Annotated in this window: 25 protein-coding genes; 4 read left to right on the top strand and 21 right to left on the bottom strand. The window is 58.4% G+C overall.

Going from position 1 to position 23,847, the window contains the following annotated elements:
- Window positions 1-125: 125 nt before the first annotated feature.
- Window positions 126-3,581, bottom strand: a complete 3,456-nt coding sequence (gene smc / locus ACG74X_RS01420) for a chromosome segregation protein SMC (protein ID WP_411232193.1) — start codon at window positions 3,579-3,581, stop codon at window positions 126-128.
- Between the two features lie 250 nt (window positions 3,582-3,831).
- Here smc and ACG74X_RS01415 point away from each other — a divergent pair, with 250 nt between their 5' ends.
- The gene (locus ACG74X_RS01415) at window positions 3,832-5,049 is read left to right on the top strand and encodes a TsoY family (seleno)protein (protein ID WP_411232191.1); all 1,218 of its coding nucleotides are present in this window, start codon (window positions 3,832-3,834) and stop codon (window positions 5,047-5,049) included.
- 105 nt (window positions 5,050-5,154) lie between these two features.
- On the opposite strand, the gene ACG74X_RS01410 is transcribed toward ACG74X_RS01415, so the two are convergent.
- The 18 genes from ACG74X_RS01410 to ffh all read right to left on the bottom strand — a co-directional run bounded on the left by ACG74X_RS01410 (window position 5,155) and on the right by ffh (window position 17,276).
- Window positions 5,155-5,352 carry a hypothetical protein gene (locus tag ACG74X_RS01410; RefSeq protein ID WP_411232190.1) on the bottom strand — a complete coding sequence of 66 codons (198 nt, stop codon included), beginning with the start codon at window positions 5,350-5,352 and terminating at the stop codon, window positions 5,155-5,157.
- 55 nt (window positions 5,353-5,407) lie between these two features.
- A complete protein-coding gene (locus ACG74X_RS01405; RefSeq protein WP_411232188.1) occupies window positions 5,408-6,217 on the bottom strand; it encodes a division plane positioning ATPase MipZ in 810 nt (269 codons plus the stop codon).
- A gap of 113 nt (window positions 6,218-6,330) precedes the next feature.
- Window positions 6,331-7,377, bottom strand: coding sequence for a hypothetical protein (locus ACG74X_RS01400; protein ID WP_411232187.1), 1,047 nt, complete (start codon window positions 7,375-7,377; stop codon window positions 6,331-6,333).
- Complete coding sequence (locus ACG74X_RS01395; protein WP_411232186.1) at window positions 7,377-7,682, bottom strand: hypothetical protein; 306 nt, start codon at window positions 7,680-7,682, stop codon at window positions 7,377-7,379. Before ACG74X_RS01395 ends, ACG74X_RS01400 begins: the two co-directional genes overlap by 1 nt.
- A 166-nt stretch (window positions 7,683-7,848) precedes the next feature.
- Window positions 7,849-8,070 (bottom strand): 50S ribosomal protein L31, encoded by a 222-nt coding sequence (gene rpmE / locus ACG74X_RS01390; RefSeq protein ID WP_247082766.1) that lies wholly within the window; start codon window positions 8,068-8,070, stop codon window positions 7,849-7,851.
- Window positions 8,071-8,081: 11 nt separating this feature from the next.
- Window positions 8,082-8,465 (bottom strand): 50S ribosomal protein L19, encoded by a 384-nt coding sequence (gene rplS / locus ACG74X_RS01385; RefSeq protein ID WP_411232185.1) that lies wholly within the window; start codon window positions 8,463-8,465, stop codon window positions 8,082-8,084.
- A gap of 338 nt (window positions 8,466-8,803) precedes the next feature.
- Window positions 8,804-9,616 carry a tRNA (guanosine(37)-N1)-methyltransferase TrmD gene (gene trmD / locus ACG74X_RS01380; RefSeq protein WP_411232184.1) on the bottom strand — a complete coding sequence of 271 codons (813 nt, stop codon included), beginning with the start codon at window positions 9,614-9,616 and terminating at the stop codon, window positions 8,804-8,806.
- Window positions 9,617-9,674: 58 nt separating this feature from the next.
- Window positions 9,675-10,238, bottom strand: a complete 564-nt coding sequence (locus ACG74X_RS01375; protein WP_411232183.1) for a hypothetical protein — start codon at window positions 10,236-10,238, stop codon at window positions 9,675-9,677.
- Window positions 10,239-10,335: 97 nt separating this feature from the next.
- A complete protein-coding gene (locus tag ACG74X_RS01370) occupies window positions 10,336-11,136 on the bottom strand; it encodes a hypothetical protein (RefSeq protein ID WP_411232181.1) in 801 nt (266 codons plus the stop codon).
- On the bottom strand, window positions 11,133-11,639 hold the full coding sequence (gene rimM, locus ACG74X_RS01365) for a ribosome maturation factor RimM (RefSeq protein WP_411232179.1): 507 nt from the start codon (window positions 11,637-11,639) through the stop codon (window positions 11,133-11,135). Before rimM ends, ACG74X_RS01370 begins: the two co-directional genes overlap by 4 nt.
- Window positions 11,640-11,724: 85 nt before the next feature.
- Window positions 11,725-12,540: a MipA/OmpV family protein gene (locus ACG74X_RS01360; RefSeq protein ID WP_411232178.1), complete on the bottom strand. Its 816-nt coding sequence runs from the start codon at window positions 12,538-12,540 to the stop codon at window positions 11,725-11,727.
- 220 nt (window positions 12,541-12,760) lie between these two features.
- Entirely contained in the window at window positions 12,761-13,141 is a 381-nt protein-coding gene (gene rpsP / locus ACG74X_RS01355; RefSeq protein WP_411232177.1) for a 30S ribosomal protein S16, read from the bottom strand.
- Between the two features lie 41 nt (window positions 13,142-13,182).
- Window positions 13,183-13,479, bottom strand: a complete 297-nt coding sequence (locus ACG74X_RS01350) for a chorismate mutase (RefSeq protein ID WP_411232176.1) — start codon at window positions 13,477-13,479, stop codon at window positions 13,183-13,185.
- Window position 13,480: 1 nt separating this feature from the next.
- Window positions 13,481-14,086, bottom strand: a complete 606-nt coding sequence (locus ACG74X_RS01345; protein ID WP_411232175.1) for a GNAT family N-acetyltransferase — start codon at window positions 14,084-14,086, stop codon at window positions 13,481-13,483.
- Window positions 14,086-14,610, bottom strand: a complete 525-nt coding sequence (locus tag ACG74X_RS01340; RefSeq protein WP_411232173.1) for a GNAT family N-acetyltransferase — start codon at window positions 14,608-14,610, stop codon at window positions 14,086-14,088. The genes ACG74X_RS01345 and ACG74X_RS01340 overlap by 1 nt, the downstream gene beginning before the upstream one ends.
- Before the next feature lie 91 nt (window positions 14,611-14,701).
- Entirely contained in the window at window positions 14,702-15,217 is a 516-nt protein-coding gene (locus tag ACG74X_RS01335; protein ID WP_411232172.1) for a GNAT family N-acetyltransferase, read from the bottom strand.
- Window positions 15,214-15,720 carry a GNAT family N-acetyltransferase gene (locus tag ACG74X_RS01330; protein WP_411232170.1) on the bottom strand — a complete coding sequence of 169 codons (507 nt, stop codon included), beginning with the start codon at window positions 15,718-15,720 and terminating at the stop codon, window positions 15,214-15,216. Before ACG74X_RS01330 ends, ACG74X_RS01335 begins: the two co-directional genes overlap by 4 nt.
- A gap of 62 nt (window positions 15,721-15,782) precedes the next feature.
- Window positions 15,783-17,276, bottom strand: a complete 1,494-nt coding sequence (gene ffh, locus ACG74X_RS01325; RefSeq protein WP_411232169.1) for a signal recognition particle protein — start codon at window positions 17,274-17,276, stop codon at window positions 15,783-15,785.
- A 394-nt stretch (window positions 17,277-17,670) separates the two neighbouring features.
- On the opposite strand from ffh, the gene ACG74X_RS01320 reads away from it, so the two are divergent.
- Both ACG74X_RS01320 and ACG74X_RS01315 read left to right on the top strand, forming a co-directional pair.
- Entirely contained in the window at window positions 17,671-18,558 is an 888-nt protein-coding gene (locus tag ACG74X_RS01320; RefSeq protein ID WP_411232167.1) for a LysR family transcriptional regulator, read from the top strand.
- A 1-nt stretch (window position 18,559) separates the two neighbouring features.
- Window positions 18,560-19,471 (top strand): DMT family transporter, encoded by a 912-nt coding sequence (locus ACG74X_RS01315; protein WP_411232166.1) that lies wholly within the window; start codon window positions 18,560-18,562, stop codon window positions 19,469-19,471.
- On the opposite strand, the gene ACG74X_RS01310 is transcribed toward ACG74X_RS01315, so the two are convergent.
- Complete coding sequence (locus ACG74X_RS01310) at window positions 19,460-20,449, bottom strand: TraB/GumN family protein (RefSeq protein ID WP_411232164.1); 990 nt, start codon at window positions 20,447-20,449, stop codon at window positions 19,460-19,462. The two genes, ACG74X_RS01315 and ACG74X_RS01310, sit on opposite strands and share 12 nt — an antisense overlap.
- An 81-nt stretch (window positions 20,450-20,530) precedes the next feature.
- On the opposite strand from ACG74X_RS01310, the gene ACG74X_RS01305 reads away from it, so the two are divergent.
- Complete coding sequence (locus ACG74X_RS01305; protein WP_411232163.1) at window positions 20,531-21,196, top strand: DUF2161 domain-containing phosphodiesterase; 666 nt, start codon at window positions 20,531-20,533, stop codon at window positions 21,194-21,196.
- A gap of 27 nt (window positions 21,197-21,223) precedes the next feature.
- Here ACG74X_RS01305 and ACG74X_RS01300 read toward each other — a convergent pair whose 3' ends face one another.
- Window positions 21,224-23,722, bottom strand: a complete 2,499-nt coding sequence (locus ACG74X_RS01300) for a VWA domain-containing protein (RefSeq protein ID WP_411232162.1) — start codon at window positions 23,720-23,722, stop codon at window positions 21,224-21,226.
- Window positions 23,723-23,847: the final 125 nt, after the last annotated feature.

The raw sequence follows: 23,847 nt of genomic DNA, 5'->3' as shown, positions 1-23,847 counted from the left end.
AGCGCATGCTGTTATGCGTTCTGATCCGGCACATCGGGGCGACCGGGTCGATGGCGCTTAATGCAGACATCATTTCTGCGTAGAAACCCCGCCTGAACGATGCCGGTCCAAACCGGTGCGAAGGGTCACGCGACCATGCGTTCTGCCTTTTTCAGATCGACAGAAACCAGCTGGCTCACACCCTGTTCCGCCATGGTCACACCGAAAAGGCGGTCCATTCTGGACATTGTGACCGCATGGTGTGTGATGATGAGAAACCGGGTCTCGGTGCGGCGGCACATCTCGTCAAGCAGATCGCAGAACCGTGTAACATTGGCATCGTCAAGAGGGGCGTCCACCTCATCAAGCACACAGATCGGAGCAGGGTTGGCCAGAAAAACCGCAAAGATCAAAGCCAGGGCTGTCAAGGTCTGTTCGCCGCCCGAAAGCAAAGACAGTGTCGAGAGCTTCTTGCCGGGCGGCTGACACATGATCTCTAGCCCGGCTTCAAGCGGATCATCGCTTTCAACCATGACAAGGTTGGCTTCACCGCCGCCAAACAGGTGCGTGAACAGCAAAGAAAAGTTGCTGTTTACCTGTTCAAAGGCTGTCAAAAGCCGCTCGCGGCCTTCCCGGTTCAGGCTTGCGATGCCAGAGCGCAGCGTTTTTACGGCCTCTTCCAGATCCTGTTTTTCGCCCAGCAGTGTGTCATGCTCTTCTTGGACCTCGCGCGCGTCGTCTTCTGCTCTGAGGTTGACCGCCCCAAGCGCATCGCGCTGACGTTTGAGCCGGGACACATCTGCATCAATCGCCTCTGCCTTGGGCAGGGTGTCGGGGTCTGCGTCCAGCTTTTGCAACAGCGCTGTGGGGCTGGTTTCCTGTTCCTCCGCAATCCGTTCAGCGGCTGCGTTGACGGCGTCTCGGGCGGCTTCTGCGTGGGCTTCTGATCTGGCGCGGGCTTCGCGTGCTTCTGAGGCCTGCCGTTCGGCATCCCGTTCTGCCTGATCCGCGGCGCGCAGGGCTTTCTCGGCGGATGACAGCGTGTCATTGGCCGCCGCATTGCGCGCTTCGGCGTCTGAGATTGCTTGCCCGAGGTCTGCGCGCTGGGCGGCCAGTTGGGCGGGTGTATCCGCGGCGGCATCCAGTTCCTCTTGCGCCGCGTCCCGGCGTTCGGCCAATTCGGCGCTACGCTTTTCCGCGGTGTCCAACCGGTGCAGCCAGCCGCTCAGCTCTTTGGTGACCTGCTGGGCACGGGCGGTCCGGGCATCCCCTTCGCGGCGCAATTCGTCATGTTCTGATCGGCGGGCCATCATGGTCATGCGGGCCGCTTCGACGGTCATTTTCAGATCTTCAACCTCGCCGCGCGCTGTGTCGAGATCTTCAAGTTCGCCGACCGCGCGCTGGGCGTCCAAGAGTTGTGCACGGGCTGTCGTGGCTTCATCTTCATACCGTGACACCGACAGGGACAGGCTTTCCAGCTTGCCTTCGGCCATGTCGCTGTCGGCTTCGGCGCGGCTGAGTTTGCGGGCGGCCTCTGTGACGGCGGCATCGGCATCGCGCCGGGCCTGACGTGCGGTTTTTTCCGCTTGGCTCAAATCGGACAACCGCTGTGTCAGGCTTTCATGCGCGGCGCGTGCGCCATCCACTCGGGCCGAAGCACGGGCGGTTTCCTGTTTGAGCGTTTCGAGGCGGTTTAACTGTTCAAGGCGCAGCGCCGCAGCAGATGGGGCATCTTCCGCCCATGCGCGATACCCGTCCCAGCGCCATAGGTCCCCTTCGAGGCTGACCAACCGCTGTCCGGGTTTCAAGAGCGGTTGCAGGCGCGCGGCATCTTCGGCGTCCACCAGCCCGATTTGCGCCATGCGCCGTTCCAGAACCTCGGGTACAGAGACGTGCCGGGTCAGCGCGCTGACTCCTGACGGCAAGGGGAGCGTTTCGTCATAGGCTGGCAACACGGTCCATCCCGTTGGTCCGTCGCCCTCAACCTCGGGCGCACGCAGGTCGTCGGCCAATGCCGCGCCAAGGGCCTTTTCAAAGCCTTGTTCGACCTGCAAGCGGTCAAGGATTTGCCCACCTTCTGCAGTGTCCCGGTCCAATAGCCGCGCAAGAGCCGTTGTTTCGGCGCTCAGCGCATTCAATTCGCCTTCGGCTTCGGACCTTTCGGCGCGTGCGTCCGCTTCGCGCGATTGGGTTTCGGCGCGGGCGGTTTCGGCTTCTGCAAGAACCTGCTCTGCCCGATCAGCCAGATCGCGTGCCGCGGTTTGTTCCTGACGGGCTTGAGCGGCTGTGTCTTTGGCGGTGCTCAATGCATCTTGTGCGGTTGTGACGGCGTCGCGCGCCCGCGCGGCATCGGCCTCGTTTCTATCAAGCGTCTTTTGACTGTCGCTTAACAGGCGATGCGCGGATTGGTGACGTGCGGCAAGGCGGGCCACGTCTTCTGTCTTTTGGCTTAAATCCGCTTCGCGCGTCTGCAACACCGCTCCGGCTTCGCGCGCGGCTTCGGCGGCTTCTGCCAGTTTCTCTGCGTGACCGTCCGCGGCTTTTTCGAGTTCGCGGGCTTCCCATTCCAGTTGCTGGATGGTTTCGCCAGCGTCGCGGTTAAGCCCGTTTTCCCGCTCCATATCCTTGTTCATCTGCTCAATGCGGCGTGTCAGGGTTTGGATGGTATCTGCGGCGCGGCGTTCCTGTTCGGACAGCGTGTCTCGTTGAAGTGTCAGGCGCTGCACGATTGCAGCCGCAATTGCGGATTCTTCGCGCAAAGGCGGAAGGGCGGCGTCGGCCTGTTCGCGCGCCTTTGTGGCGGCCCGGGCGTGCGTTTCGGCCTGGGCAGCTTGGGTCGTCCGCTCTTTCAGATGTGCGTCGGCTTCGGCCCGGGCGTGATCCGCGTCTTTCCACCGTCGATACAGCAACAAACCTTCTGCGTGGCGCAGTTCTTCGCCAATCGCGCGATAGCGCGCTGCCTGCCGTGCCTGACGCGCCAGTTGCGACAGCTGTGCGGCCAATTGTTCGATCACGTCATCAACGCGCAACAGATTGGCTTCGGTGCTTTTCAGCTTGAGTTCTGCTTCGTGTCGTCTTTGGTATAGTCCGGAAATACCGGCGGCCTCTTCAAGGATACGACGCCGGTTTTTTGGCTTGGCGTTGATCAGTTCGGAAATCTGTCCCTGTCGGACAAGGGCAGGTGAATGGGCCCCGGTGGATGCATCCGCGAACAACATTTGAACGTCGCGGGCTCTGACGTCTTTGCCATTGGCTTTGTAGGCGCTGCCGACATCCCGAGTTATGCGGCGGACGATATCCAGCTGATCCAGGTCGTTGAATCCTGCCGGTGCCAGCCGCTCTGTATTGTCGATCTGGATCGAGACTTCGGCAAAATTCCGGGCAGGGCGGGTTGCAGCACCGGCAAAAATCACGTCTTCCATTCCGCCGCCGCGCATGGCGGTCGGGCGATTTTCGCCCATGACCCACCGCAAGGCTTCCAAAAGGTTCGACTTGCCACATCCATTAGGTCCGACCACACCGGTCAGACCGTCAGCGATCACCAGATCGGTCGGATCTACAAAGCTTTTGAAGCCCGTCAATCGCAGTTTGGAAAAGCGCACTCGAATTGCCTGCCTGATTCTCTGGTTGGTGGGCAGTGTGTCGCGGCGACTATGTGCGAGTCAATGCGCGGCTGCCGCATGTGGTTGCCAGCCAAAATTTATCCACAAGATATTGGGCAAATTTCGGCCTGTAAGAGAAGCCGAACACTGCATTGGCGGGAGCCGCTTCAAATGTGAACACTATCCCGTCTTTACATTCTATATTTTGAATGTATTTATATTCGAAAATCAGAATGTAAGGAGTTTCAACATGGCACAGGCCTTAACCAGACCGGCTGATACCTATTCGCCGATCTACTTCCTTGCGGCATTGGGGGCCGGGGGAATTACGGTGAGTTTCTTCATGTTCCTGATGTTCTGGGTGCCGCATCCCGAACAGTCTGTGCCGGTGTTCGAAGACATCGCCCGCGCGTTTGCGTCTGGCGGAGTGCTGCTTCAGGTTGCCATTGGCCTTGCGCTCGTGGGCATCGCAGTCTTTGCGACGCTCAACATTAAATCAATCCTTTGGAACATGTCTGCCTTGTCGGCTTTCAAACGGACCACTGCTTACAGCAATTTGTGTAAAACCAATGCCGAAGCCACGTTACTTGCCATGCCGCTGGCGCTGGCGATGACAGTGAATGCGCTGTTTATCGTGGGGCTGGTCTTTGTTCCGGGTCTTTGGGGCGTCGTTGAATACCTATTTCCGATTGCACTTGTTGCCTTTGCGATAATCGGGGTCATGGCATTGCGCATGATCGGCACCTTTCTGGGGCGGGTCCTTTCAAAAGGCGGCGTTTTCGATGTGACGGCGCATAATTCCTTTGCACAGCTTCTTCCTGCGTTCAGTCTGGCCATGGTTGCGGTTGGGTTTGCAGCACCCGCCGCGATGAGCGAAACAGCCGCCACGGTGGCGATTGCCCTGATCCTGTCGACGTTCTTTGGTGTCGCTTCAATCCTTTACACTGCGGTTGCCGCAACCACCGCGTTTTCCTCGATGTTACAGCACGGCACCGCCCGAGAGGCCGGACCAACGCTGATGATCATCGTGCCACTGGTGACGGTGTTGGGTATCATGTTCCTGCGTCAGGACCATGGTCTTCACGTGGCCTTCGAGGTGCCTGCCCAGGCGGGGGACACGATGATCTTTCTCGCACGGTTGTTGTCGATCCAGGTGGTTTTCCTTCTGCTTGGCGCGGTCGTGATGCACCGTCAGGGGTATTTCAAGGATTTCGTGCTGGGCTCCAAGACCTCTCCGGGATCTTATGCCCTGGTGTGCCCTGCCGTGGCGATGTCTGTGATGATTCACTTCTTTGCCAACAAAGGGCTTGTCTCTGCTGGCGTGATTGAGAAATTCGGAACCGCCTATTGGGGCGTGACCGCCTTTGCGATTTTGGCGCAGGTGGTGGCAATCGTCCTGGTTCTTCGCCTGAACCGCCAGCATTTCGTCAAGCGACCTGCCATGCCGAACACAGTGCCTGCAGAGTAACTCCGCTACAGGTGCTGTCTGATGGCCCGGATCACATGGTTCGGGCCGTCTTTGGTTTCGCGGTGTGGGTACACCTTGACACCGACGCCGACCCGGGCGCGCGTGTCACTCCCTGGCACGCCAAAGCCGGATCGCAGACCAAATCGCCGTTCCGCCGAAAAATGCCCCCGCGATGCCGACAACTTCGATCAGCGCGGCAAAATTGGCAATGCCCCGGATCGCAACGGTGGCGGCCAGCAAGCCCAAGCCGAACAGGCTAAATGCCAATCGAAACCACAGTTCACCACGTGTCGGTCCGGTCATTGCGCCTCCTTTATATGACACAAAGATAGGGGTCGTGCGAAACTGGGCCAGTGGATCAGAACGTGACCGTGACGTTGGGCAAGTTCAGTGTCTTGATCAAATCGCGCAATTCCTGACGGGCCGCAATGTTCGAGATATTGAGCTGTTTGACACCGACATCTTTCAAATCCAGCAATGTCAGCCCGCGCGGGAACAACTCGCGAAAGATCACGCGCTCGTTGAAACCGGGCGCGATGCGGAACCCGATGCGTTTGGACAGTCGATCCAGCGCTTTTTCCATCTTGGCCTTGTTGACCATTTGCTGCGCGCCCAGTCGATTGCGCAGAACAACCCAATCAATCGGCGGCAGGCCCGCCTGTGCGCGCAATTGCCGTGCGTTCCAGACCATCTCCGAATAGACCGATGGACCTTCGATCTTTTCGCCAGTGGCATCTGTATGAGCCAACAGATCGAAATCGACAAAGCTGTCGTTCAATGGTGTGATCAGGGTATCCGCCAGCGAATGCGCCACCTGGCTAAGCCGGGTATGAGAACCAGGGCAATCTATCAGAATAAAGTCGCTGCCAGGTTCAAGTTCAGCCACGGCAGCCGACAGGCGATGATCGTAGATATTTTCACCCGGTTGCAGACTGTCCGGTGAAATGTCGGGCAATTCCATGTAACGCGGCGTCGGAAGGTCAAGACCTTCGCGTTCAAGCATATTTGCCCGATTGGTCACATAGCGGCCCATCGTGCGCTGACGTAGATCAAGGTCCAACGTTCCAACCTTGTGCCCCATCCGCACAAGTGCGGTGGCCACATGCATGGACACAGTCGACTTGCCCGCGCCCCCTTTTTCATTTCCGACAACAATAATATGTGCCATGCGCCTGCTCTTACGTGCTTTGCGTCAGCTATGCGCATAGATGGGCCGGGTTGCAATCCAAGATGCGGTGTTGCGCCAAATCCGTTGCGGAACGGTGCAGCGGCGACTCACTTTCAGAGGATGCCGGTCGCGCCCCATATCAGCCCAAGGAGCATCGTCAGCGCCGTGATCAGCGCGGAATACCCTGCCAGTTTCCATGGCGAAAACGGACGTTCGCCATAGGTGCGCCCATCGATGCCCGAAACGACAACTTTCTTTGACGTGCCGCGATAAGTGTAGTGCAGAATCCAGACAGGCAGCAGGATGCGGCGGTAATAGATGCCTGTCGTGTCGGTGCGATACCTGTCCACTTTTGTGTTCCGCCGTCCAACATGCTGTTTGATCTTGTTACGGATCAGAAGGTCTTTGTCTTTGGCGTTCAGGTTCAGGCCGTCTGCGACTGTCATGTGATGTCGCTCGGCAGCGAACCCGGCAAGATACCCTGCGTGGTAAGGGCGCAATTGGCGGGGTTGGAAGTCATGCAGGATGCCATCGCGGATCAGCGGCGTCACATGCGGAGAGGCGGGAACCAGAAGATCGTCGAAATGCACGTTCATCGTGCCGGACACATTGCGGGTGCGGCTGTTCTTGCCAGAGCGGTAGGTGTAGAACGCCCAGTACTGGATCGCTTCGCGTGAATCGAATGTCCAGAACGGCGCATAAATGCTGGCAATCCGACCCTCTGCTGCAAACCTTGTCAGGTCAGAGGGGGCGGCGATGCGCTTATGGACCCAGTCTGTGATACAGCGGGCGGCATAGTCCCGGTCGATCCGAAACGGCACCAAGGCCATGGTCTCGTAGGCTTTGTCCTCGATCCCCAGGACCACGGGACCGTTGCAATAGGGACAGGTTTCGGACATCGCGGGGCCCGTGAAAATGACCTCGCCGCCGCAGGTTTTGCATTGGTGTATCTGGTCCCCCCGCAAGGAGGGCGGTTCGGCCATCGGGGCGTCAGGGTGGAACGGGAATTCGGTGGCGGCATCGTCGTCGCCATCTGTGGCAAGCGGCCAGAGAGAGCTACAGCTTCCGCATAAAAGGTCCTGCTGCGCGGGATCAAAGGCGCATTGACCGCCGCAGCTTTGGCATTGAATTTCGGATTGGTCGACTGCGATCTGATCCATCAGTCCGATCCAAGTGCTGCCATAATTTCGAGCATGATCCGAAGGCGTAGCCAGGATCGGTCAATTGCCGCCTCAAGATCGCCGCTGACATACCAATCGCCGATGATTGTCGCCAGAAACCATGTGATCAGCAGCCAGAACACCACCAATGTCCAGCCAGACAACGCTCTGATCCAGCCCGCTGATCCCTGTTTGAGTTCGTGTTTGGCCTCAATGATCGTGATGATTTTGACCATTTGAGACATCCCGATCGCGGTTGAGATGGCAAACAAGACCATCCCGGCAATGAGAGGCGCGATGTCCAAGGTGCTGGTCCTTCCGAAAGCATGTGCACGCTTGGGTCCTGTTTTAGACAAACCCATCCGGCGCGGGAAGTGGTGTTGCACGATGCAGCATGCGGCACTGATGTGCGAACACGAAAAAAGCCGCCCCGAACAGGGACGGCTTTCAAAAGCGTAACTGAAGACCGGCTTAGAAGCCCAGACCTTCGTACTTTTTCTTGAACTTGGACACACGGCCACCGGTGTCGAGCAGGCGCGAGTTGCCGCCTGTCCATGCGGGGTGAACCGTTGGGTCGATATCGAGCGACAGGGTGTCGCCTTCTTTGCCCCAAGTGGTGCGCATTTCAAGCATTGTGCCGTCTGTCATCTTGACGTTGACGACATGGTATTCGGGGTGAATGTCTTTTTTCATCTCGGAATTCCTTACGCGTCTTTGCTTTTCAGCGGCTTGTATGTGGTATCTTCCGCGATACGGGCCGATTTGCCGCGACGCGAGCGGAGGTAGTACAGCTTGGCGCGGCGAACGCGGCCACGGCGGACAACCTCGATGCTGTCGATGTTGGTGGAATAGAGCGGGAACACACGTTCCACACCTTCACCGAACGAAATCTTGCGAACAGTGAACGATCCGGCGATGCCAGAGCCCTGACGACGGCTGATGCAGACGCCTTCGTAGTTCTGCACACGGGTGCGGGTGCCTTCGGTCACTTTATAGCCGACACGGATGGTGTCACCGGCTTTGAAATCGGGAATGTCTTTCCCGAGGGCGGCGATTTGTTCCGCCTCCAACTGAGCGATCAGGTTCATCGCTTCTCTCCTAAAACTGCTTGCGGTTGCTCCGCAAAGATGTGCGCGCCTCAGAGCTCTTGGTCTTCGTCCGGGTCCGCAGATGCGCCCGCCAGAGATCAGGTCGACTTTGTCTTTTAATCGTCCGGGACGGGTGCGGTTTGGCCGTGTTCGAAGACAACACGGAATCACCGCACCGGGCTAACACCCGGAACACGCGCCATAGACCAGAGCCGGGGTCGGGAATCAAGTGCCTTGTTTCCGTGCATCCCGCCTGACGGAAATGTCGGCCGCATCAGACAGTGTTTGCCCTTTGTGCCGTGTGTATGGGCGCATAAAGCTGCTCAGAGCGCACCGTGTTACGGTTTGCCTTTGCGCGCCTGCCATGCGGCCCACAGGTCTGGCCGCCTGTCTTTGGTCAACGCGTGCGATTGCGCCTGACGCCATTTGTTGATTTCGCCATGATGACCAGACATCAAGACATCCGGAATGGTCATTCCGCGCCAGTCGGATGGGCGGGTATATTGCGGATGTTCCAGCAGACCGTCCGCAAAGCTCTCGTCTTCGGTTGATGCGGCATTGCCCAAGACCCCTGGCAGCAACCTGACCGTGGCGTCGATCAATGCCTGCGCGGCAATTTCGCCGCCGGTCAGAACAAAGTCACCGAGGCTGACCTCAAGAATTTGGTAGTGGTCGATCACACGCTGATCGAGCCCTTCAAAGCGCCCGCAAATCAACGTGGCACCGGGGCCTGAGGCAAGGCCTTGCGCCAACTTTTGTGTAAACGGTTTGCCGCGCGGGCTCAGATAGATCAGCGGTGTGCCCGGCGCGATCCGCGCCCGGGCGTGGTCAATGGCCAAGGACATCACGTCTGGGCGCAACACCATGCCCGCGCCCCCACCTGCCGGTGTGTCATCCACATTGCGATGCTTGCCCTCGCCAAACTCGCGCAATGCAATGGGTTCCAGTTGCCACAGCCCGTCTTTCAATGCGCGCCCGGTCAGCGATTGGCCCAGAATGCCCGGGAATGCGTCTGGCAGCAGGGTAATGACCTGCGCTTTCCACACATGCGCAAGGTCGGGTGTGTGGTCCATCAATTCGCGCGGTTTCAGGGTTGGGCGAATGGTCTTGCGACCATGGGATTTCTGCGGAGGTGACTTCGGATCATCCATCTGGCTTGCCTTTGTTGACACCGAACGCAGTAGTCAATGATTGTCGTAAAGGCCAGTTCTAGACCACGGGCGTGATGGAAATGCGGTCTCGCATGGTTAACATCACCTCCGGAGTGACGAACCGCTCGGCAAGGGCACCCGCTTCGGCGGGAGAGGCACGCAACAGGGTTTCCACAAGCCACAGTTCACGAGCCTGATCATCACTCAGGGAAAAAACATCAATCACGTCCCAACGCGCCATGATCTGCGCCGTGATCATTGCGATCTGTTGGTCTTTGTCCACAAAGCCCGGCGACGCATCGGCGGGTGACGTCATGTCCTTCAAATGTGCCCGGATCAGGATCGGATCGGGACAGGATTCGTGAAGCTCTGCAAATGCGTATGGCCGGAGCAGTGACGCATAATCGCGCTTTGCTGTGGCAGGGGCCGTCAATGCGTCGCTGATCTTTGGTGATGTCGCGATTGCGACAGCGGCAACGCTGATGGCACCTGCGACCCCCAACAAGGCAAACGCCAACGACAGTGCCAGTTCCTGAAAGAAAACAGCAACAACGCCGGGCGAAAGCGCGGCAAAGCTAAGGAGTATACGACGTATCAGACCATTCACCACACTACGCTCCATCGAGCAGTGATCCGCTTATATTTCTAAGTGGTGGCGATATCCCGCCGTGAAACAGGCGTAGAAAAGGCCTTATTCTGGCAAAGCTGTGATGTGCCGGTTACGGAGAGACGCGCCGCGCCATTTTTCGGATAGTGCGTTTGGCATCCTGAATATCCTTGTCCGGCAGACCACTTTGGTTGAGCGCCAGAAACACCGCGTCAATTCCGACATCCGGTTGCACATTTTCCGGCGGCAGCACCGTCAGACAAGACGGGTCAAAATCGGCAAGCGGGATCAGGTCCAACACCGGTTGAAGCGGCCCAAGCGGCACGTCCTTGGACATATCAAGGCTTTGCGAGGTTACATGTGCCGGTGCCACATCCTCTTTCACCTCATTCAGAATGTCGTCAAAGCTTCGTGCGTCCTCGAATGTCGCCCGATATGTTTCAAAATCCTGCGTCAAACGGGTGCTGCGCAGGTTTTGCCACCAAGTGCTGCGCAACCATGTGTCAGGGTCCCGTGTCGAGAAATAGAACGTAAGTTCAACGTCTGATCCGAAATGCGCATAGGCGGTTTCGGCCAGGCATTTCATCACCAAACCAGCGCCATCATAACATTGCAGGCCATGCCGACCGGGCATATGCCCGGACAGATCCTCGGACGCGATCAGGATCGGCCGTGGATCGTTCCGATCCATCGTTTCAAAAAACGCCATCGCGGCGCGCACCACATGTCTGAGTGTCTTTTCCCGTGGATCAATCGAGAAAGCGCGGGCTTTGTTGGTCAGGTCTTCAAAGTCTTCTTTCAGATATACGCGCAGATGCGGGGCAAGATGTTGGGCGTTTTCGCGCAGCATGGCCTGGACGCTTGTGGTCCCCGTCTTGTGAAAGCCTGCATGAATGACGATCTTTGCCGTCACGAAAACAAACCCTCTGGCGGATCAGCGACGATGCGCCCCTGCGAGAGGTCGACGGTTGGCACAGCGGCCTTCGTAAAGGGCAGCAGCACGGATTGCTTTTGTCCAGGGGCCGAAAGTTCCAGCAGATCGTCAGCGCCATTGTTGATCACGGACACGACCTTTCCCAACGTGGCACCACCCGTATCGGTAACTGTCAATCCGATCAGGTCGGCGTGATAAAATTCGTCATCCGGCAAAGAGGGCAGTCGATCGCGCGGCACATAAAGCTGTGTGCCGCGCAACGCATCGGCGGCCTCTTTGGTGGTGATCCCCGAAAGGCGCGCGGCCAGACCGTTTTTAATCTGTCGTGTGATCTTGACCGAGAAGCTCTGCCCGCCGTCTTCGGTTTCCAACGGCGCATATTCGGCGATGTCTTTCGGGTTCGCGGTAAAGCTTTTCAGGCGCACGTCACCGCGCACTCCAAAGGCCCCGGCAATCGCTCCGACGCAGACTTTTTCACTCATGTGTCACCCAAAGGTTCATGTTTTGTCGCTTCAAGCGATCCAATAGACCAGACGGGCGGGTAGAGGCAATTGCAGGTCGCGGACCTTAGCCACCAATGCTGAACACGCGCGTGATGCCAACGCGCACGCCCCATTGCTCGTCAGTGCCTTGTTCGACAATCGGGCTGTCGGCTGCATCATTCTGAAACACATCATAGGTGATTGCCCCCTCGATGCCCCAAAGATCATTGATCTTGTAACGCGCACCAAGCTCAATCCCGGCAGAGATCAGTCCACCATCCGGATCATATGCGGAAAAGGTGGCGTTTGCTTCATCACTGGTGACGCCGAAATATGTGTCGGTAAACGTGTCATCGCCAAACAGCACGCGCGGTCCTGCGGACAAGAGCCAGCGGTCACTCGGGCGATAGAGGATGTCGGCACCGGCTTCGGCAACCCAGCCTTCATGCCCGCCAAACCCGCGCCGCACCTGGGCAAACGCAAGGAAATGTTCCCGCGCGTAACCGACCGAAACACCCACTTCGAGCGCCGCGTCAACCGTATCAAGACCTTCCAGTTCTTCATAATCATCCGCGTCGCGTTCGGAAATGAAACGGAAGGACGGACCAAAGCTCAGCACGCGCGGGGCGGCGGTCACATCCGGATTGCCGATCCCACGCTGTCCAAGCTGGAGGTAGTTCAGCCGAAAGCTGAAATCCGGACCCAGCTTCTGGTCTTCGCTGCCAAAATATTCGGGCGAAGACGAAACGCCCCCGCGCAGGGTAAACACAAGTCTGGGCGAGGCCGCTTCCGGCATCGCAGGGGCAACCGTGGGTATGTTCGTGTCAGACGGTCCCGCCGCCAGGGCCGGAGTGGACAATGCCGCACTCAATACAGAAGCGGTGACAAAGCGCAAAATCATGGCAGGCACATCCTTTTCAATCCGGGCACGCCACCGTCATGGGTCAGACCGGGCGTTTGGTCAACCTTTGGTGTGTCCTGGATACGGGTGTTGGTTGGCCTTGGATCAAACAACGATGACGCTGTGATAATAATCAGACACAGCACGACAGCGGCGTGTCGTCGGCACAAAGCGCAGATGGCCGGGCGGGCCGGCCATCTGCTTGATCAGAAGGCAGGTCTTATTCCGCCGCTGCGTCTTCTGCTGCGGGAGCCGCGTCTGCCTCGGCGGTTTTTGCGGCTTTGGCTTCGGCACGTTCCTGAGCCGCCTTACCCGGAACAGCTTTCTTCGGGTTGTTGCGGGTCTTCTTGTCAACAACGCCAGCCGCCTCAAGAAAGCGTGACACACGATCCGTTGTCTGGGCACCCTGGCTCATCCAGTACTGGATACGCTCCACATCCATTTTCACCCGGTCTTCGCTGTCTTTTGGCAGCAGTGGGTTATAGGTGCCCAGCTTTTCGATAAAGCGGCCGTCGCGCGGCATGCGGCTGTCGGCTGCTACGATCCGGTAAAAGGGGCGCTTTTTGGAACCGCCGCGGGCAAGACGAATTTTGATAGCCATGATATAGTCTCCTAGACGTTTTTAAGTGACGGGATATCCCGTCAGGATTGATGTTTTTTGTGGTGTTGGATGACTTCCTGAATGATGAAATTCAGGAATTTCTTGGCAAACTCAGGATCGAGATCAGCCTGAGCCGCAAGCTCTTCGAGCCGCGCGATCTGGTTGGATTCGCGTGCGGGGTCTGAGGGCGGGAGGTCGTGCTGGGCTTTGAGAACCCCAACAGCCTGCGTGTGTTTGAACCGTTCGGCCAGAGTGAACACAAGGATCGCATCGAGCCGGTCAATACTGTCGCGATGTCCTTTAAGCACCTCGGCAGCGCGGGCGATGGTGTCGGTCATATCAGTCAATGGCCCAGCCTTTCGGTTTGAACAAAGGGTCTTGGTAATGCGCGATTTCCATGTCGATCCCATGGGCCAGCTGCGTGCCCCGCAGCGCGTCCGGTGAGGGGTGGCGGTAAACCACATCACGACCATCCACGGTAGCGGCCTCGTGATCCTTGGTTGCACCCAGCCGTTCGGCAAGCCGGATGCTGTCGAGGTTCTTGGGATCAAGGTAACTGACCGCGCTGTCCCAGCCCTGATCATCATAGAAGTAGCGGCGCACGCGGTTCGTTGCTTCCAGCGCATAGCCGTGACCGGCATCATCGGGCCAGATGATCCAGGCAATCTCGCGCTCTGGCCATTTGGCTGGATACCACCCACCTGCCATGCCAACGGTCTTGTCCGTGTCCTTTAGGTGGACCATCCACATTCCGAACCCCCGGATTTCCCAATGCCCGATCTCGGCGGCATAGAGCATCCACGTCTCATAGGGGTTCAGCGGACCGCCCATGAAGCGGCTGCGGTAGCTTGCAAATGTCGCCTTGAAATCTGGGTAATCCTCGGGCTCCGGACTGCGCAATTGCAGGCGCTTTGTGTCAAGAACGGGAATGTCACGGTGTCCCATCAGAGCGCCTCCGGACCGGGGTGGCGGTAGAGCATGTCTTCGCCCATGTTCGGGTTGTCATAGGTGCGCTCATACTTGGCCCCCAACCGTTCCGCGAGGCGGATGGAGCGGGTGTTGCCCGGTACGATGTTCGAGGTCAGAGTGGTGAGCCCAAGATCCTCATAGGCCCATCGGCGGACGCGCTGAGCGGCTTCAAATGCGTATCCCTTGCCTTCGAACCCGGCAAAGACGACCCAACCAACTTCGGGTTCCGGCCATCCTTCGGGGTTCCAGATGCCACAAATGCCCGCAGGTTTGCCCGACGCTTTGTCCTCGATGGTAAAGTACCCATACCCGTGCCAGTGCCAATGGCCCACATTCAACGTGAACCAGCGCCAGCTGTCGGCGCGGTTGGTGTAGCCGCCAAAGCCTTTGGCGCGGGATGTGTCCATCAGGAAGGCAATCACTGCCTCGGCATCTGCCTTGACCGGCGACCGCAGGATCAGGCGGTCCGTTTCGAGAGTAGGAGCGTGTGTAAGGGTCATGTGCGGGACGCCTTTTCGAAAAGGCGTTCCACGTGGTTTGCAAACCACGTTTCAACCGTCTTCAAAGACGGTTTATGGACCGCGCGACGTGTCATCTGTTGGCCTCCGGACGGTGACGGTAGACATGGGTGTCTTCGGCTGTATCGCCTTCGGGCAAAGCGGCATGAGGGTCATGCACGGCACCAAGACGCTCGGCCAATGCAACAGACCGGGCGTTGGCTGGATGGATATAGCTGACCAGCGTGTCAAACCCGTGCGCCCATGCCCAGTCCAGTGCAGCGCGCGCCGCTTCACTGGCGTATCCTTTGCCTTCGGCATGGTCCAGCAGCGTCCAGCCGATTTCACATTCTGGGAAGTGGGGTGGGCGCATGATGCCGACCTGGCCCAGAAATGTGCCATCCTGTGCCGTGATCCCCCAGGAGCCGTGCCCCATCAGATCCCACATTGCGACCTCTGACGCAATCCAGCGCCAAACCAGTTTACGCGGCAGGGGGCCGCCCATGTAACGCGACCGGTCTGTCTCAAACAGGTCGCAAAGTGCGTCAAGGTCACTGGCAATATGGGGCCGCAAGCGCAGGCGGGGTGTTTCGATCACAGGTGCTGTCATGTCAGACACCCTGCATCTATGTCGTAAATCACTGCGCCGGGATACCAGTCTGGAGCTGCGCGTTCCGAAGGTTTTGCCCCAAGCCTGTGTGCCACCGCGTGCGAGGCGGAATTGTCTTTCTGAATGCTGATTTGCAAACCCGCCCAGGCGCAATCCACTACCAGATGACGGGCGCAGGCCTGTGCTGCCTCGGTCGCATAGCCCTGACCTTCGGCAGTGTTGCTCCACAAGGTCCAGGTCAGATCCGGTGTGTCATCCGTCAAGGCCAATGGACCCACGTGTCCTATTGCAACACCTCCGCGTTCGATCACATAGCGTCCAAATCCGCGCAATGCCCAGTGACCGATCATTGCTGCAAACCGTTGGAAGGCGGCGACTTGATCGAACGGGCCACCGACATGGATCGCACGCTCACTGCCACAATAGGCTGTGAAGGCGGCAAGATCAGCGGCCTTGGGCTGACGCAGGATCAGCCGCGGAGTTATGAGCGTTTCTGCCACCATGGATCAGAGGACGGTCCTGATCCCGCAGTTGGTGTTTGCATATTTTTGAAAAAGAGAAGCCACTATTTCTTTTTCCCAAAACCGCTCAGGCCGGGCGGTAGCCCGCCTCCGCCCATTCCGGGCATGCCGCCCATACCCATTTGCTTGGCCGCCTGTTCCAGCGCCTTTGGGTCCATGTTGCCCATCATTTCTTCCGGAGACTCGCCTTTGCCAAGCATGCCTTTCATGGCCTGTTTCAGCATGCCGCCTTTGCCCATCTTGCCCATCTTTTTCATCATGTCGCCCATCTGGCGCTGCATCTTGAGAAGCTTGTTGAGGTCGCTGACCTCCATGCCGGCACCTTTGGCGATGCGTTTTTTGCGGCTGGCCTGCAGGATTTGCGGATTGGCGCGTTCGCGTTTCGTCATGGACTGGATCAATGCGATCTGCTGGCGCAGCATTTTGTCGTCGATGCCGGCACCGTCCATCTGTTTTTGCATTTTGGCGGCACCTGGCATCATCGCCAACATGCCTTCCATGCCGCCCATCTTCATCATCTGTTCCAGCTGCATCTTCAGGTCATTCATATTGAACTGACCCTTCTGAAAGCGCTTCATCATGCGCTCGGCCTGTTCGACCTCCAGCGTCTGCTGCGCCTTTTCAACGAGCGCAACAATATCGCCCATGCCAAGGATACGGCCCGCGATGCGATCAGGCTCGAAGGTCTCAAGCGCGTCCATCTTTTCGCCAAGACCGACAAAGCGGATCGGCTTGCCGGTCACCGCGCGCATCGACAGCGCCGCACCGCCGCGCCCGTCACCGTCCATCCGCGTCAGGACAACGCCCGACACGCCGATCTTGTCGTCGAATTCGGTGGCGACATTCACAGCGTCCTGACCTGTCAGACCGTCCACAACCAATAGCGTTTCGCGCGGATTGGCAACGTCGCGCACGGCAGCGGCCTGGGCGATCAGCTCTTCGTCGATGTGAAGGCGGCCAGCCGTGTCGAGCATGTAAACATCATAGCCGCCCAGGCTTGCCTGTGTTTTTGCGCGTTTCGCGATGGCGACCGGGTCTTCGCCCTTGACGATGGGCAACGTGTCGACGCCGATCTGGGTGCCAAGGATCTGCAATTGCTCCATCGCAGCAGGGCGGTTGACATCAAGCGAGGCCATGAGCACCCGTTTGCCATCCCGCTCTTTCAGGCGCTTGGCAAGCTTGGCGGTGGTGGTGGTTTTGCCTGAACCCTGCAGGCCCACCATCAAAATCGGGGCCGGCGGATTGTCGATCTTGAGTGCGCCGGGGTCTTCATCGCCGGTCAGGACATGTTTCAATTCGTCATGGACGATTTTGACGACCTGCTGGCCTGGCGTGACCGATTTGGTCACGGCCTGGCCTGTGGCTTTGGCCTGAACCGCCTTGATGAAATCGCGCGCGACCGGCAAGGATACGTCTGCTTCAAGCAGCGCGACCCGCACTTCACGCAGGGCGGTTTTGACGTCATCTTCGGATAACGCGCCTTGTTTGGTGAGCCGATCAAAGACGCCTGACAGGCGGTCGGACAGATTTTCAAACATGGGCTCTCGCCTCCTTTGCCGCTGGGTGTGGTCCTGATGTAAGGGCCAACGGCGCAATCCACAAACGTCGAGTGCCCCCACGGGCGTAACACGCTGGTGGGGGGCGATCCCGGGCATAGCCCATGGGACCGGAAAGCAAACCTTCCCGTAGTTGTGCAGCGTTTAGACGCTTGAAGGCGCAGGAGTCAAGAGAGCGCGGTTTTGCCTTGGTCGCGTCGTCTTCGTGCGGATCATGATCGCCTTCGGCATCCATTCGGTTTCGGCGGCCTGTCTGTCGGCAATGCAGCGCTTGGCCGGGTCGGCATCCGGACATTTACGCCAATATATGACTTGCGTTTGCGCACGAAATGATAAGACATGCGAGGAAGCGTGAAAATTTGCACAAAGGCGCAGCATGGAGCATTGGGATGAAGTCCGGACAGCCTATCAGGTTGCACGACAGGGAACCGTAAGCGGCGCGGCAGAGGTTCTTGGAGTTCACCATGCGACCGTGATCCGCCATATCGACGCATTGGAAGCGCGTCTGGGCGTCAAACTGTTTCAACGTCATGCGCGGGGCTATACCGCAACCGAGTCCGGAGAAGATCTGGCACGCGTGGCGCAAACGACCGAAGACCAGTTGCAACAGCTGGTTGGACGCATCCGCGGGCGTGGTTCGGATGTCAGTGGCGAATTGATGGTCACCTCGATTGTCGAGCTGTCAGATTTTCTGGTGCCCGTGCTGACGGAATTCAAGGAGATCTATCCAGATGTTGTGGTGCGTTATCTGACCGACGCGCGCGTGTTCCGGCTTGAATACGGTGAAGCGCATGTGGCGATCCGGGCCGGGTCGGCTCCGGACGAGCCGGACAATGTGGTTCAGCCGCTGATGAAGCTGCGCGTCGGGCTTTATGCATCGCAACGCTACATCGACAAGCATGGGCGGCCGCATGGCGAAGACGACCTGATCAACCATATCTTTGTCGGCAATGACAACCCCGATGCGCGGGCGCCGTTTCAAAAGTGGCTTCGGTCAAAGGTGCCTTACGACCGAGTGGTGTTTCGCACAACTGAAACCGCAAGCATGATGCGGGCTGTGCAAAACGGGGCCGGGATCGGGTTTATGCCGTCTGAGCATGCCGCATCTGATCCTGATCTTGTCGAGGTAATCCCGGCCAGAGATGATTGGTCGCCGCAGCTTTGGCTGGTGACGCATGTCGATCTGCATCGGACAGCCAAGGTTCAGGCCTTGGTCAGCCATCTGAAAGCAGCGGTGAAATCCCGCGAAAGCGCGCAGGCCTGATATGACAGAGGCACGGCGCGGTCACCTTGCGATGCTGGCGTTTTCGGCGCTGGTGGCGGGCTCTTTTTCACTTGGGTCGATGGCAGCCCCCCACATTGCGCCCGAGGCGTTGAATGCGGTGCGGTTCAGTCTGGCGGCGGTGCTGATGTTTGCGCTTGTCATGGCGACCGGAGGGATCAGTCCGGGTGCCTACAAAGCGCCGTGGCGGTATTTTGTTCTAGCGTTGTTCTTTGGGGCTTACTTTGTCCTGATGTTTGAGGGTCTCAAGACCGGGGCACCGGTGTCGATGGCAGCGGTCTTTACCCTGACGCCGGTGATGGCGGCGGGGTTTGGATGGCTGCTTTTGCGGCAGGTGCTGACGCCGCGCATGGCGCTTGCCCTGACGATTGGAGCAAGCGGCGCGTTATGGGTGATTTTTCGGGCAGACCTGGACGCGCTGCTTGCGTTCAATCTCGGGCGCGGAGAGCTTATTTTCTTTGTCGGATGTATCGGTCACGCGATTTACACACCCTTGGTGGCAAAGCTGAACCGTGGCGAACGCGCGGCTGTGTTCACGCTCGGCACTCTTGTCGCCGGTGCAATCCTGCTCTGCCTTGTTGGTCTGCCGGCTATTTTGCGCACAGAATGGACGTCGCTGCCGGGTATTGTCTGGATCGCTATCGCCTATACGGCGATATTCGCCAGTGCTGCGACATTTCTGCTTTTGCAGTACGCCAGCCTGCGCATTCCTTCGGCCAAGGTGATGGCCTACACCTACCTGACACCCAGCTGGGTTATCCTTTGGGAGGTCGCCCTGGGGAGGCCTTTGCCGCCGGCGCTTATCCTGATCGGTGTGGTGCTGACGATTGTCGCGCTGGGGCTTTTGCTAAAGGACGACAGTCAGGTGCGCGGGCGCGTCGTGTCAGAAGGGTAGCCGTTCGAGCGTGAAACCCTCGTCCTGAAGCAAGGCCAGCACGCCGTCGCTGCCCGGCAAATGGGCAGCCCCAAAGGCGGCCACAACCTTTTGGTGATCGTCAACGGCGTCTAGCAAAACGGGTATCCATGCCCGATTGCGTTTGATCAGCAGCTCTTCTTCTATGGTTGCCATAATGTCGGCCGCCTGATCCGGGTCGATCGGACTATAGCGTTCTGCCAAAATCACCGATACGGCCCAGCCTTCTGCGGGCGCTTCGTCAAAATAGCTGGCCAGCAAGGTTGCAAACAGGTCTTCGCTGATTTGCGGATCGACCAATGCAGACAGCATCATGTCCACTTGGGTCGCGCGGGGCTGGTTGGCGAAGGTGGCAAAGATGGTTTCCACGTCTTCCAATGCGGCTCTGGGAACGCCTGCGCTTTTGGCGATGTCCTGAATCTGCGCGTCCATGCCGCCTTCGGCCATTTCGGTTAGTGCCGCACAGGGGGGAATTGCCAGGATCATCGACACATACCAGGGCTGAAACCGCGATGCCATAAATGGCGGCATGCCGCGCGCCTCCAGCGCATTTGCCATCTGGGCCCAGTCTTCTTCAGACAACAATTCCGGCAATGTGGTGTCGGGAAGCATCAACAGGCTGGGGTCGGATGCCAGACGGGTCTGCAAGGCGGCCTCGTCTTCGTCGGTCATTTCAAGCAACAGAATATCGGCCGTGGCGATGGTCTCGCGCAAGCGGTCCAGGGGGGGATCAAGCCGGGGGTCCGGCAGGTGCATCGTTCCGATCAGGTGAATAACGCTGTCGCCCCGCGATGCGCGCCAATGGTTGCCTTGGGCAAAAGGCACGTCATCCAAAGCATTGGCCAGGCGGCTTTGTTCATCTTGTGTCAGCGTGCCGCGCAAATCGGCTCCGTCACAGGCGGCAAGAGCGGGTTGGGACAGCCCGATTACGAAAAGAAATGACAACAGGCGCACAAACATCAGACACGTCCTTTCAGGATATTGGATGCAAAGCTAGGCGCTGGGCTTGTCAGCCGCAAGACGGTCGCGCATTCATGTCACATGAAGCGCGAGGCCGATCTCTACCCCTATGTCAAAAGCTACCTGCAAGCGCAGGGCTATACCGTAAAGGGTGAAGTCGGGGCAGCCGATATGGTCGCGACCCGCGGCGACGAAGATCCGGTGATTGTCGAATTGAAACTGCGGCCCAATCTGACGCTGTACCACCAGGCCATTGCGCGGCTTAGCGTGACAGATGCGGTGTATATTGCGGTGTCCAAACCAACCGGTCGCACCGCACGGCGCGCTCTGCGTGACAACACAAACCTGTGTCGCCGACTTGGGCTTGGGTTCCTGACGGTGCGCAAAGATGGCACGGTCGAGGCGCAGTGCGATCCCGGGCCCTACGCGCCACGCAGGAACAAGGAAAAACGCGCCAAACTTTTGCGCGAGTTTTCCCGCCTCGAAGGCGATCCCAATTCAGGTGGGGCCACGCGCCATGGTATTGTGACGGCCTACCGACAAGACGCGCTGCGCTGTGCAATGTATCTTGCCGAAACCGGTGCCGAAAAAGGCGCGATTGTCGCACGGGCGACCGGTGTTGAAAATGCGACAACCCTGATGCGCGACAATCACTACGGATGGTTTCAGAAGGTCGAAAAAGGCGTATATGCCCTGACGCCGCAAGGGCATCAGGGATTGGTCGATTGGGGGAACAGCCTGTCTTAGGCCGGATCTGTATGTCCGACCTGCCGCTTATTCAAGCGTCAGGGTGTGTTCTGCCAGAACGGTTCGGTCCAGTCGCATGAAATAGCGGATGCGGTACTCTCCGGGTATTTCGGGCAGGTCGATTTCAACCGGATTGCCATCGCGGACATAGCGCCATGCTTCCCATTGTTTGCCGCCAGAGGCACTTGCCAGACCAATGCCGATATAGTCGTCTTTGTAGTCCGGCCCGACCCATCCGATTTCTATCGTCGATCCCGCCTGTGCGCGGTCCGGTGCAATGAGCTTTGCCTCTGGCGCAGTTACGGTCAGGGGTGACTTCGCCAGTTTGACGTGATCCTGTCGCAGAAAATAGGTAATCTCATAGTTACCCGGCGAAGAAGGCACGGTGACCCGAGCAGGAGACCCGTCGCGCGTATAACGGTAGGTCTCCCATTGCTCGGCACCCGACGCATCAACCCGCCCGATGCCAATAAAGTCGTCCTTATAGTCCGGCCCTGTCCAACCCACGTCAATCGTCGATCCTGCAATGGCCTCTGATGGGGCGGTCAGGCTGGCTTCGGGGGTCTGCAGCGTAATTGGAACAGTGGCAACCGGTGTCCTGTCCTGCTGTTGGAAATAGGTGATGACGTAATCGCCCGCAGTGGCCGGCATGGTCAATTTCAGCGGGCTGCCTTCTGATGTGCGGGTCCAGTTTTCCCATCGGCTGGCACCCTTGGCACCGACCCGACCAATGCCGATGTAATCCTTTTGGTAATCCGGGCCTGTCCAGTTTACCTCGATGACCTCACCTGCCATGGCGGTTGCCGGGGCGGTGACGGTCGCGTCTAGAGGTTTGAGTGTGATCGGGATTGAGGCCAAAGGCGTGCGATCCTGTCGCTGGAAATAGGTGATGAGATACTCCCCCGGCGTTGCCGGCATCAAAAGGTCGATTGGGTTTCCGTCGCGTATCTGCACCCAATTTTCCCATTTTGCGCTGCCCGTCGCATCCACGCGTCCGATGCCGATATAATCATCTGGATAGTTTGGGCCCGTCCAGCCAACCTCGATCATAGAGCCAGCCGCGGCTTCGGTCGGAGCGACCAAGGTCGCGCTGATTTCGGTTGCCGTAAACGCGATGGTTTGGGCGGGCGTACGGTCTTGCCGCAAAAAATATGTGATTTCATAATCGCCCGGTGTTCCAGGTACGACCAGTTTGGCAGGTGTCCCGGCAGACGTATATGTCCAATTCTCCCATTGGTCAGAGCCATTTGCCCCAACCCGGCCGATGCCGATATAGTCCTCTGTGTAATCCGGCCCGGTCCATTCGACAATGATGTCCGATCCGGCCGGTGCCGAAGCAGGTGCACTGAGTGTGACGTCGACAGGTGTGACCTGAATCTCGCTTCCGCCAAGGCTCTCACGCTCGGCGCGCTTGAAATACTGAATCACATGCGGGCCTGTAACCGTCGGCACAAGAAGCTCGACCGGATTGCCGGAACTCGTCAGGGCGGAATTCTGCCACATATCGGCCCCGTCCGCGCCAGCGGCTCCAATGCCGATATAATCGCCTTTGTCATCCGGACCGACCCAGCCGACCTGAATAGTGCTGCCGGCCACCGCGGCCGCAGGGGCCACAAGACGGGCGGTTTCCTTGGGTTCTGGAAAGGCAATCTGAACTGCGGCTGTCTCTCCAATCGCCACAAACTGGCGGCTCAGCTCGGTTTCAAGGGCCACGCTGTAGGCAGTGGCGGTGTACGACCCTTCGGCAAGGTCCAGGGTCAGAGGGTTGGCGTCGGTTTCATCCAGAACAACACCGGACCTATCAGTCAATTCCCAAAGAACAGGGCCGGACACCAGCGTGTCGCTTCCTTCCAGTGTTGCAGTTAATGTTGTCGGAACAAGAATAGGTTCTGGTTCCGGCTCGGGCGTGGCGACGGCAACTTCGGTCAACGCGTCAATCAACTGATCCGCAGTGTCCGCCGTCAGGAACGTGCCGCCTGTCTCGTCGGCGATGCACTGCATCTGTGCCAGCGCTTCGGCGTCCGAACCGACATCAAAACCAATGACATGTGCTGTGAAATCAATACCCGCCTCCTCTAGCAACCGGGCAGCCGCACAAGGATCGGGATTGCAGGTTTCAACGCCATCGCTGACAAGAATAACGGTCGCTTTTTCTTCGGTATAGCGCAACGCCTGCGCAGCCGCGATCACCGCGTCTGTCATGGGGGTTTTGCCCAAAGGCTTGATCCCGTTCACCGCCTGTGCAATTTGCGTCGCCGTTCCCGGGGCAGGGGCCACAACCGTTTCGATATCGGTGCATTCGCCCCGTTCGCGATGGCCATAGACCGTCAGGCCCAGACCTTGCTCGACCGGAAAGTCAGACAACAACGTGCCCACGACATCTTGGGCTATGGTGATTTTCGCAACGCCGTCAACTTGCCCCCACATGGAGCCGGACCCGTCCATCACGAGCACGGTGTTGGGCTGGTCCTGCGCCATGGCGATAGTTGCAAATGCGGTGAACGATAATGCGAGAGGCAGTCTCATATGAATGTCCTTAAAGCGCCGGATGTAATGTAGAGCAGGAAAGCATGAACCATCCGTTCTGCACAGCCCCTTGTCGTCTGTCCGGGTAAGAAATCTGATCATAGGGCGCACCGGTTTGGGATCTT

This window comes from Marivita sp. S0852, assembly GCF_046591575.1.
GTDB lineage: Bacteria > Pseudomonadota > Alphaproteobacteria > Rhodobacterales > Rhodobacteraceae > Marivita.
Note: the sequence above shows the minus strand (reverse complement) of the source record. Positions and strands in the feature narration are given on the sequence as shown.

What these genes read in the sequence shown, in the direction of transcription:
- rpsP (WP_411232177.1), bottom strand. Translation starts at nt 13,141, where the DNA reads ATGGCTATCAAAATTCGTCTTGCCCGCGGCGGTTCCAAAAAGCGCCCC.
- ffh (WP_411232169.1), bottom strand. Translation starts at nt 17,276, where the DNA reads ATGTTTGAAAATCTGTCCGACCGCCTGTCAGGCGTCTTTGATCGGCTC.
- ACG74X_RS01360 (WP_411232178.1), bottom strand. Translation starts at nt 12,540, where the DNA reads ATGATTTTGCGCTTTGTCACCGCTTCTGTATTGAGTGCGGCATTGTCC.
- ACG74X_RS01400 (WP_411232187.1), bottom strand. Translation starts at nt 7,377, where the DNA reads ATGGATCAGATCGCAGTCGACCAATCCGAAATTCAATGCCAAAGCTGC.
- ACG74X_RS01415 (WP_411232191.1), top strand. Translation starts at nt 3,832, where the DNA reads ATGGCACAGGCCTTAACCAGACCGGCTGATACCTATTCGCCGATCTAC.
- rimM (WP_411232179.1), bottom strand. Translation starts at nt 11,639, where the DNA reads ATGAGTGAAAAAGTCTGCGTCGGAGCGATTGCCGGGGCCTTTGGAGTG.
- ACG74X_RS01310 (WP_411232164.1), bottom strand. Translation starts at nt 20,449, where the DNA reads ATGTTTGTGCGCCTGTTGTCATTTCTTTTCGTAATCGGGCTGTCCCAA.
- ACG74X_RS01350 (WP_411232176.1), bottom strand. Translation starts at nt 13,479, where the DNA reads ATGACCGACACCATCGCCCGCGCTGCCGAGGTGCTTAAAGGACATCGC.
- ACG74X_RS01335 (WP_411232172.1), bottom strand. Translation starts at nt 15,217, where the DNA reads ATGACAGCACCTGTGATCGAAACACCCCGCCTGCGCTTGCGGCCCCAT.
- trmD (WP_411232184.1), bottom strand. Translation starts at nt 9,616, where the DNA reads ATGGATGATCCGAAGTCACCTCCGCAGAAATCCCATGGTCGCAAGACC.
- ACG74X_RS01320 (WP_411232167.1), top strand. Translation starts at nt 17,671, where the DNA reads ATGGAGCATTGGGATGAAGTCCGGACAGCCTATCAGGTTGCACGACAG.
- rplS (WP_411232185.1), bottom strand. Translation starts at nt 8,465, where the DNA reads ATGAACCTGATCGCTCAGTTGGAGGCGGAACAAATCGCCGCCCTCGGG.
- ACG74X_RS01300 (WP_411232162.1), bottom strand. Translation starts at nt 23,722, where the DNA reads ATGAGACTGCCTCTCGCATTATCGTTCACCGCATTTGCAACTATCGCC.
- ACG74X_RS01345 (WP_411232175.1), bottom strand. Translation starts at nt 14,086, where the DNA reads ATGGGACACCGTGACATTCCCGTTCTTGACACAAAGCGCCTGCAATTG.
- ACG74X_RS01410 (WP_411232190.1), bottom strand. Translation starts at nt 5,352, where the DNA reads ATGACCGGACCGACACGTGGTGAACTGTGGTTTCGATTGGCATTTAGC.
- ACG74X_RS01340 (WP_411232173.1), bottom strand. Translation starts at nt 14,610, where the DNA reads ATGACCCTTACACACGCTCCTACTCTCGAAACGGACCGCCTGATCCTG.
- ACG74X_RS01305 (WP_411232163.1), top strand. Translation starts at nt 20,531, where the DNA reads ATGAAGCGCGAGGCCGATCTCTACCCCTATGTCAAAAGCTACCTGCAA.
- ACG74X_RS01315 (WP_411232166.1), top strand. Translation starts at nt 18,560, where the DNA reads ATGACAGAGGCACGGCGCGGTCACCTTGCGATGCTGGCGTTTTCGGCG.
- rpmE (WP_247082766.1), bottom strand. Translation starts at nt 8,070, where the DNA reads ATGAAAAAAGACATTCACCCCGAATACCATGTCGTCAACGTCAAGATG.
- ACG74X_RS01405 (WP_411232188.1), bottom strand. Translation starts at nt 6,217, where the DNA reads ATGGCACATATTATTGTTGTCGGAAATGAAAAAGGGGGCGCGGGCAAG.
- ACG74X_RS01330 (WP_411232170.1), bottom strand. Translation starts at nt 15,720, where the DNA reads ATGGTGGCAGAAACGCTCATAACTCCGCGGCTGATCCTGCGTCAGCCC.
- ACG74X_RS01375 (WP_411232183.1), bottom strand. Translation starts at nt 10,238, where the DNA reads ATGGAGCGTAGTGTGGTGAATGGTCTGATACGTCGTATACTCCTTAGC.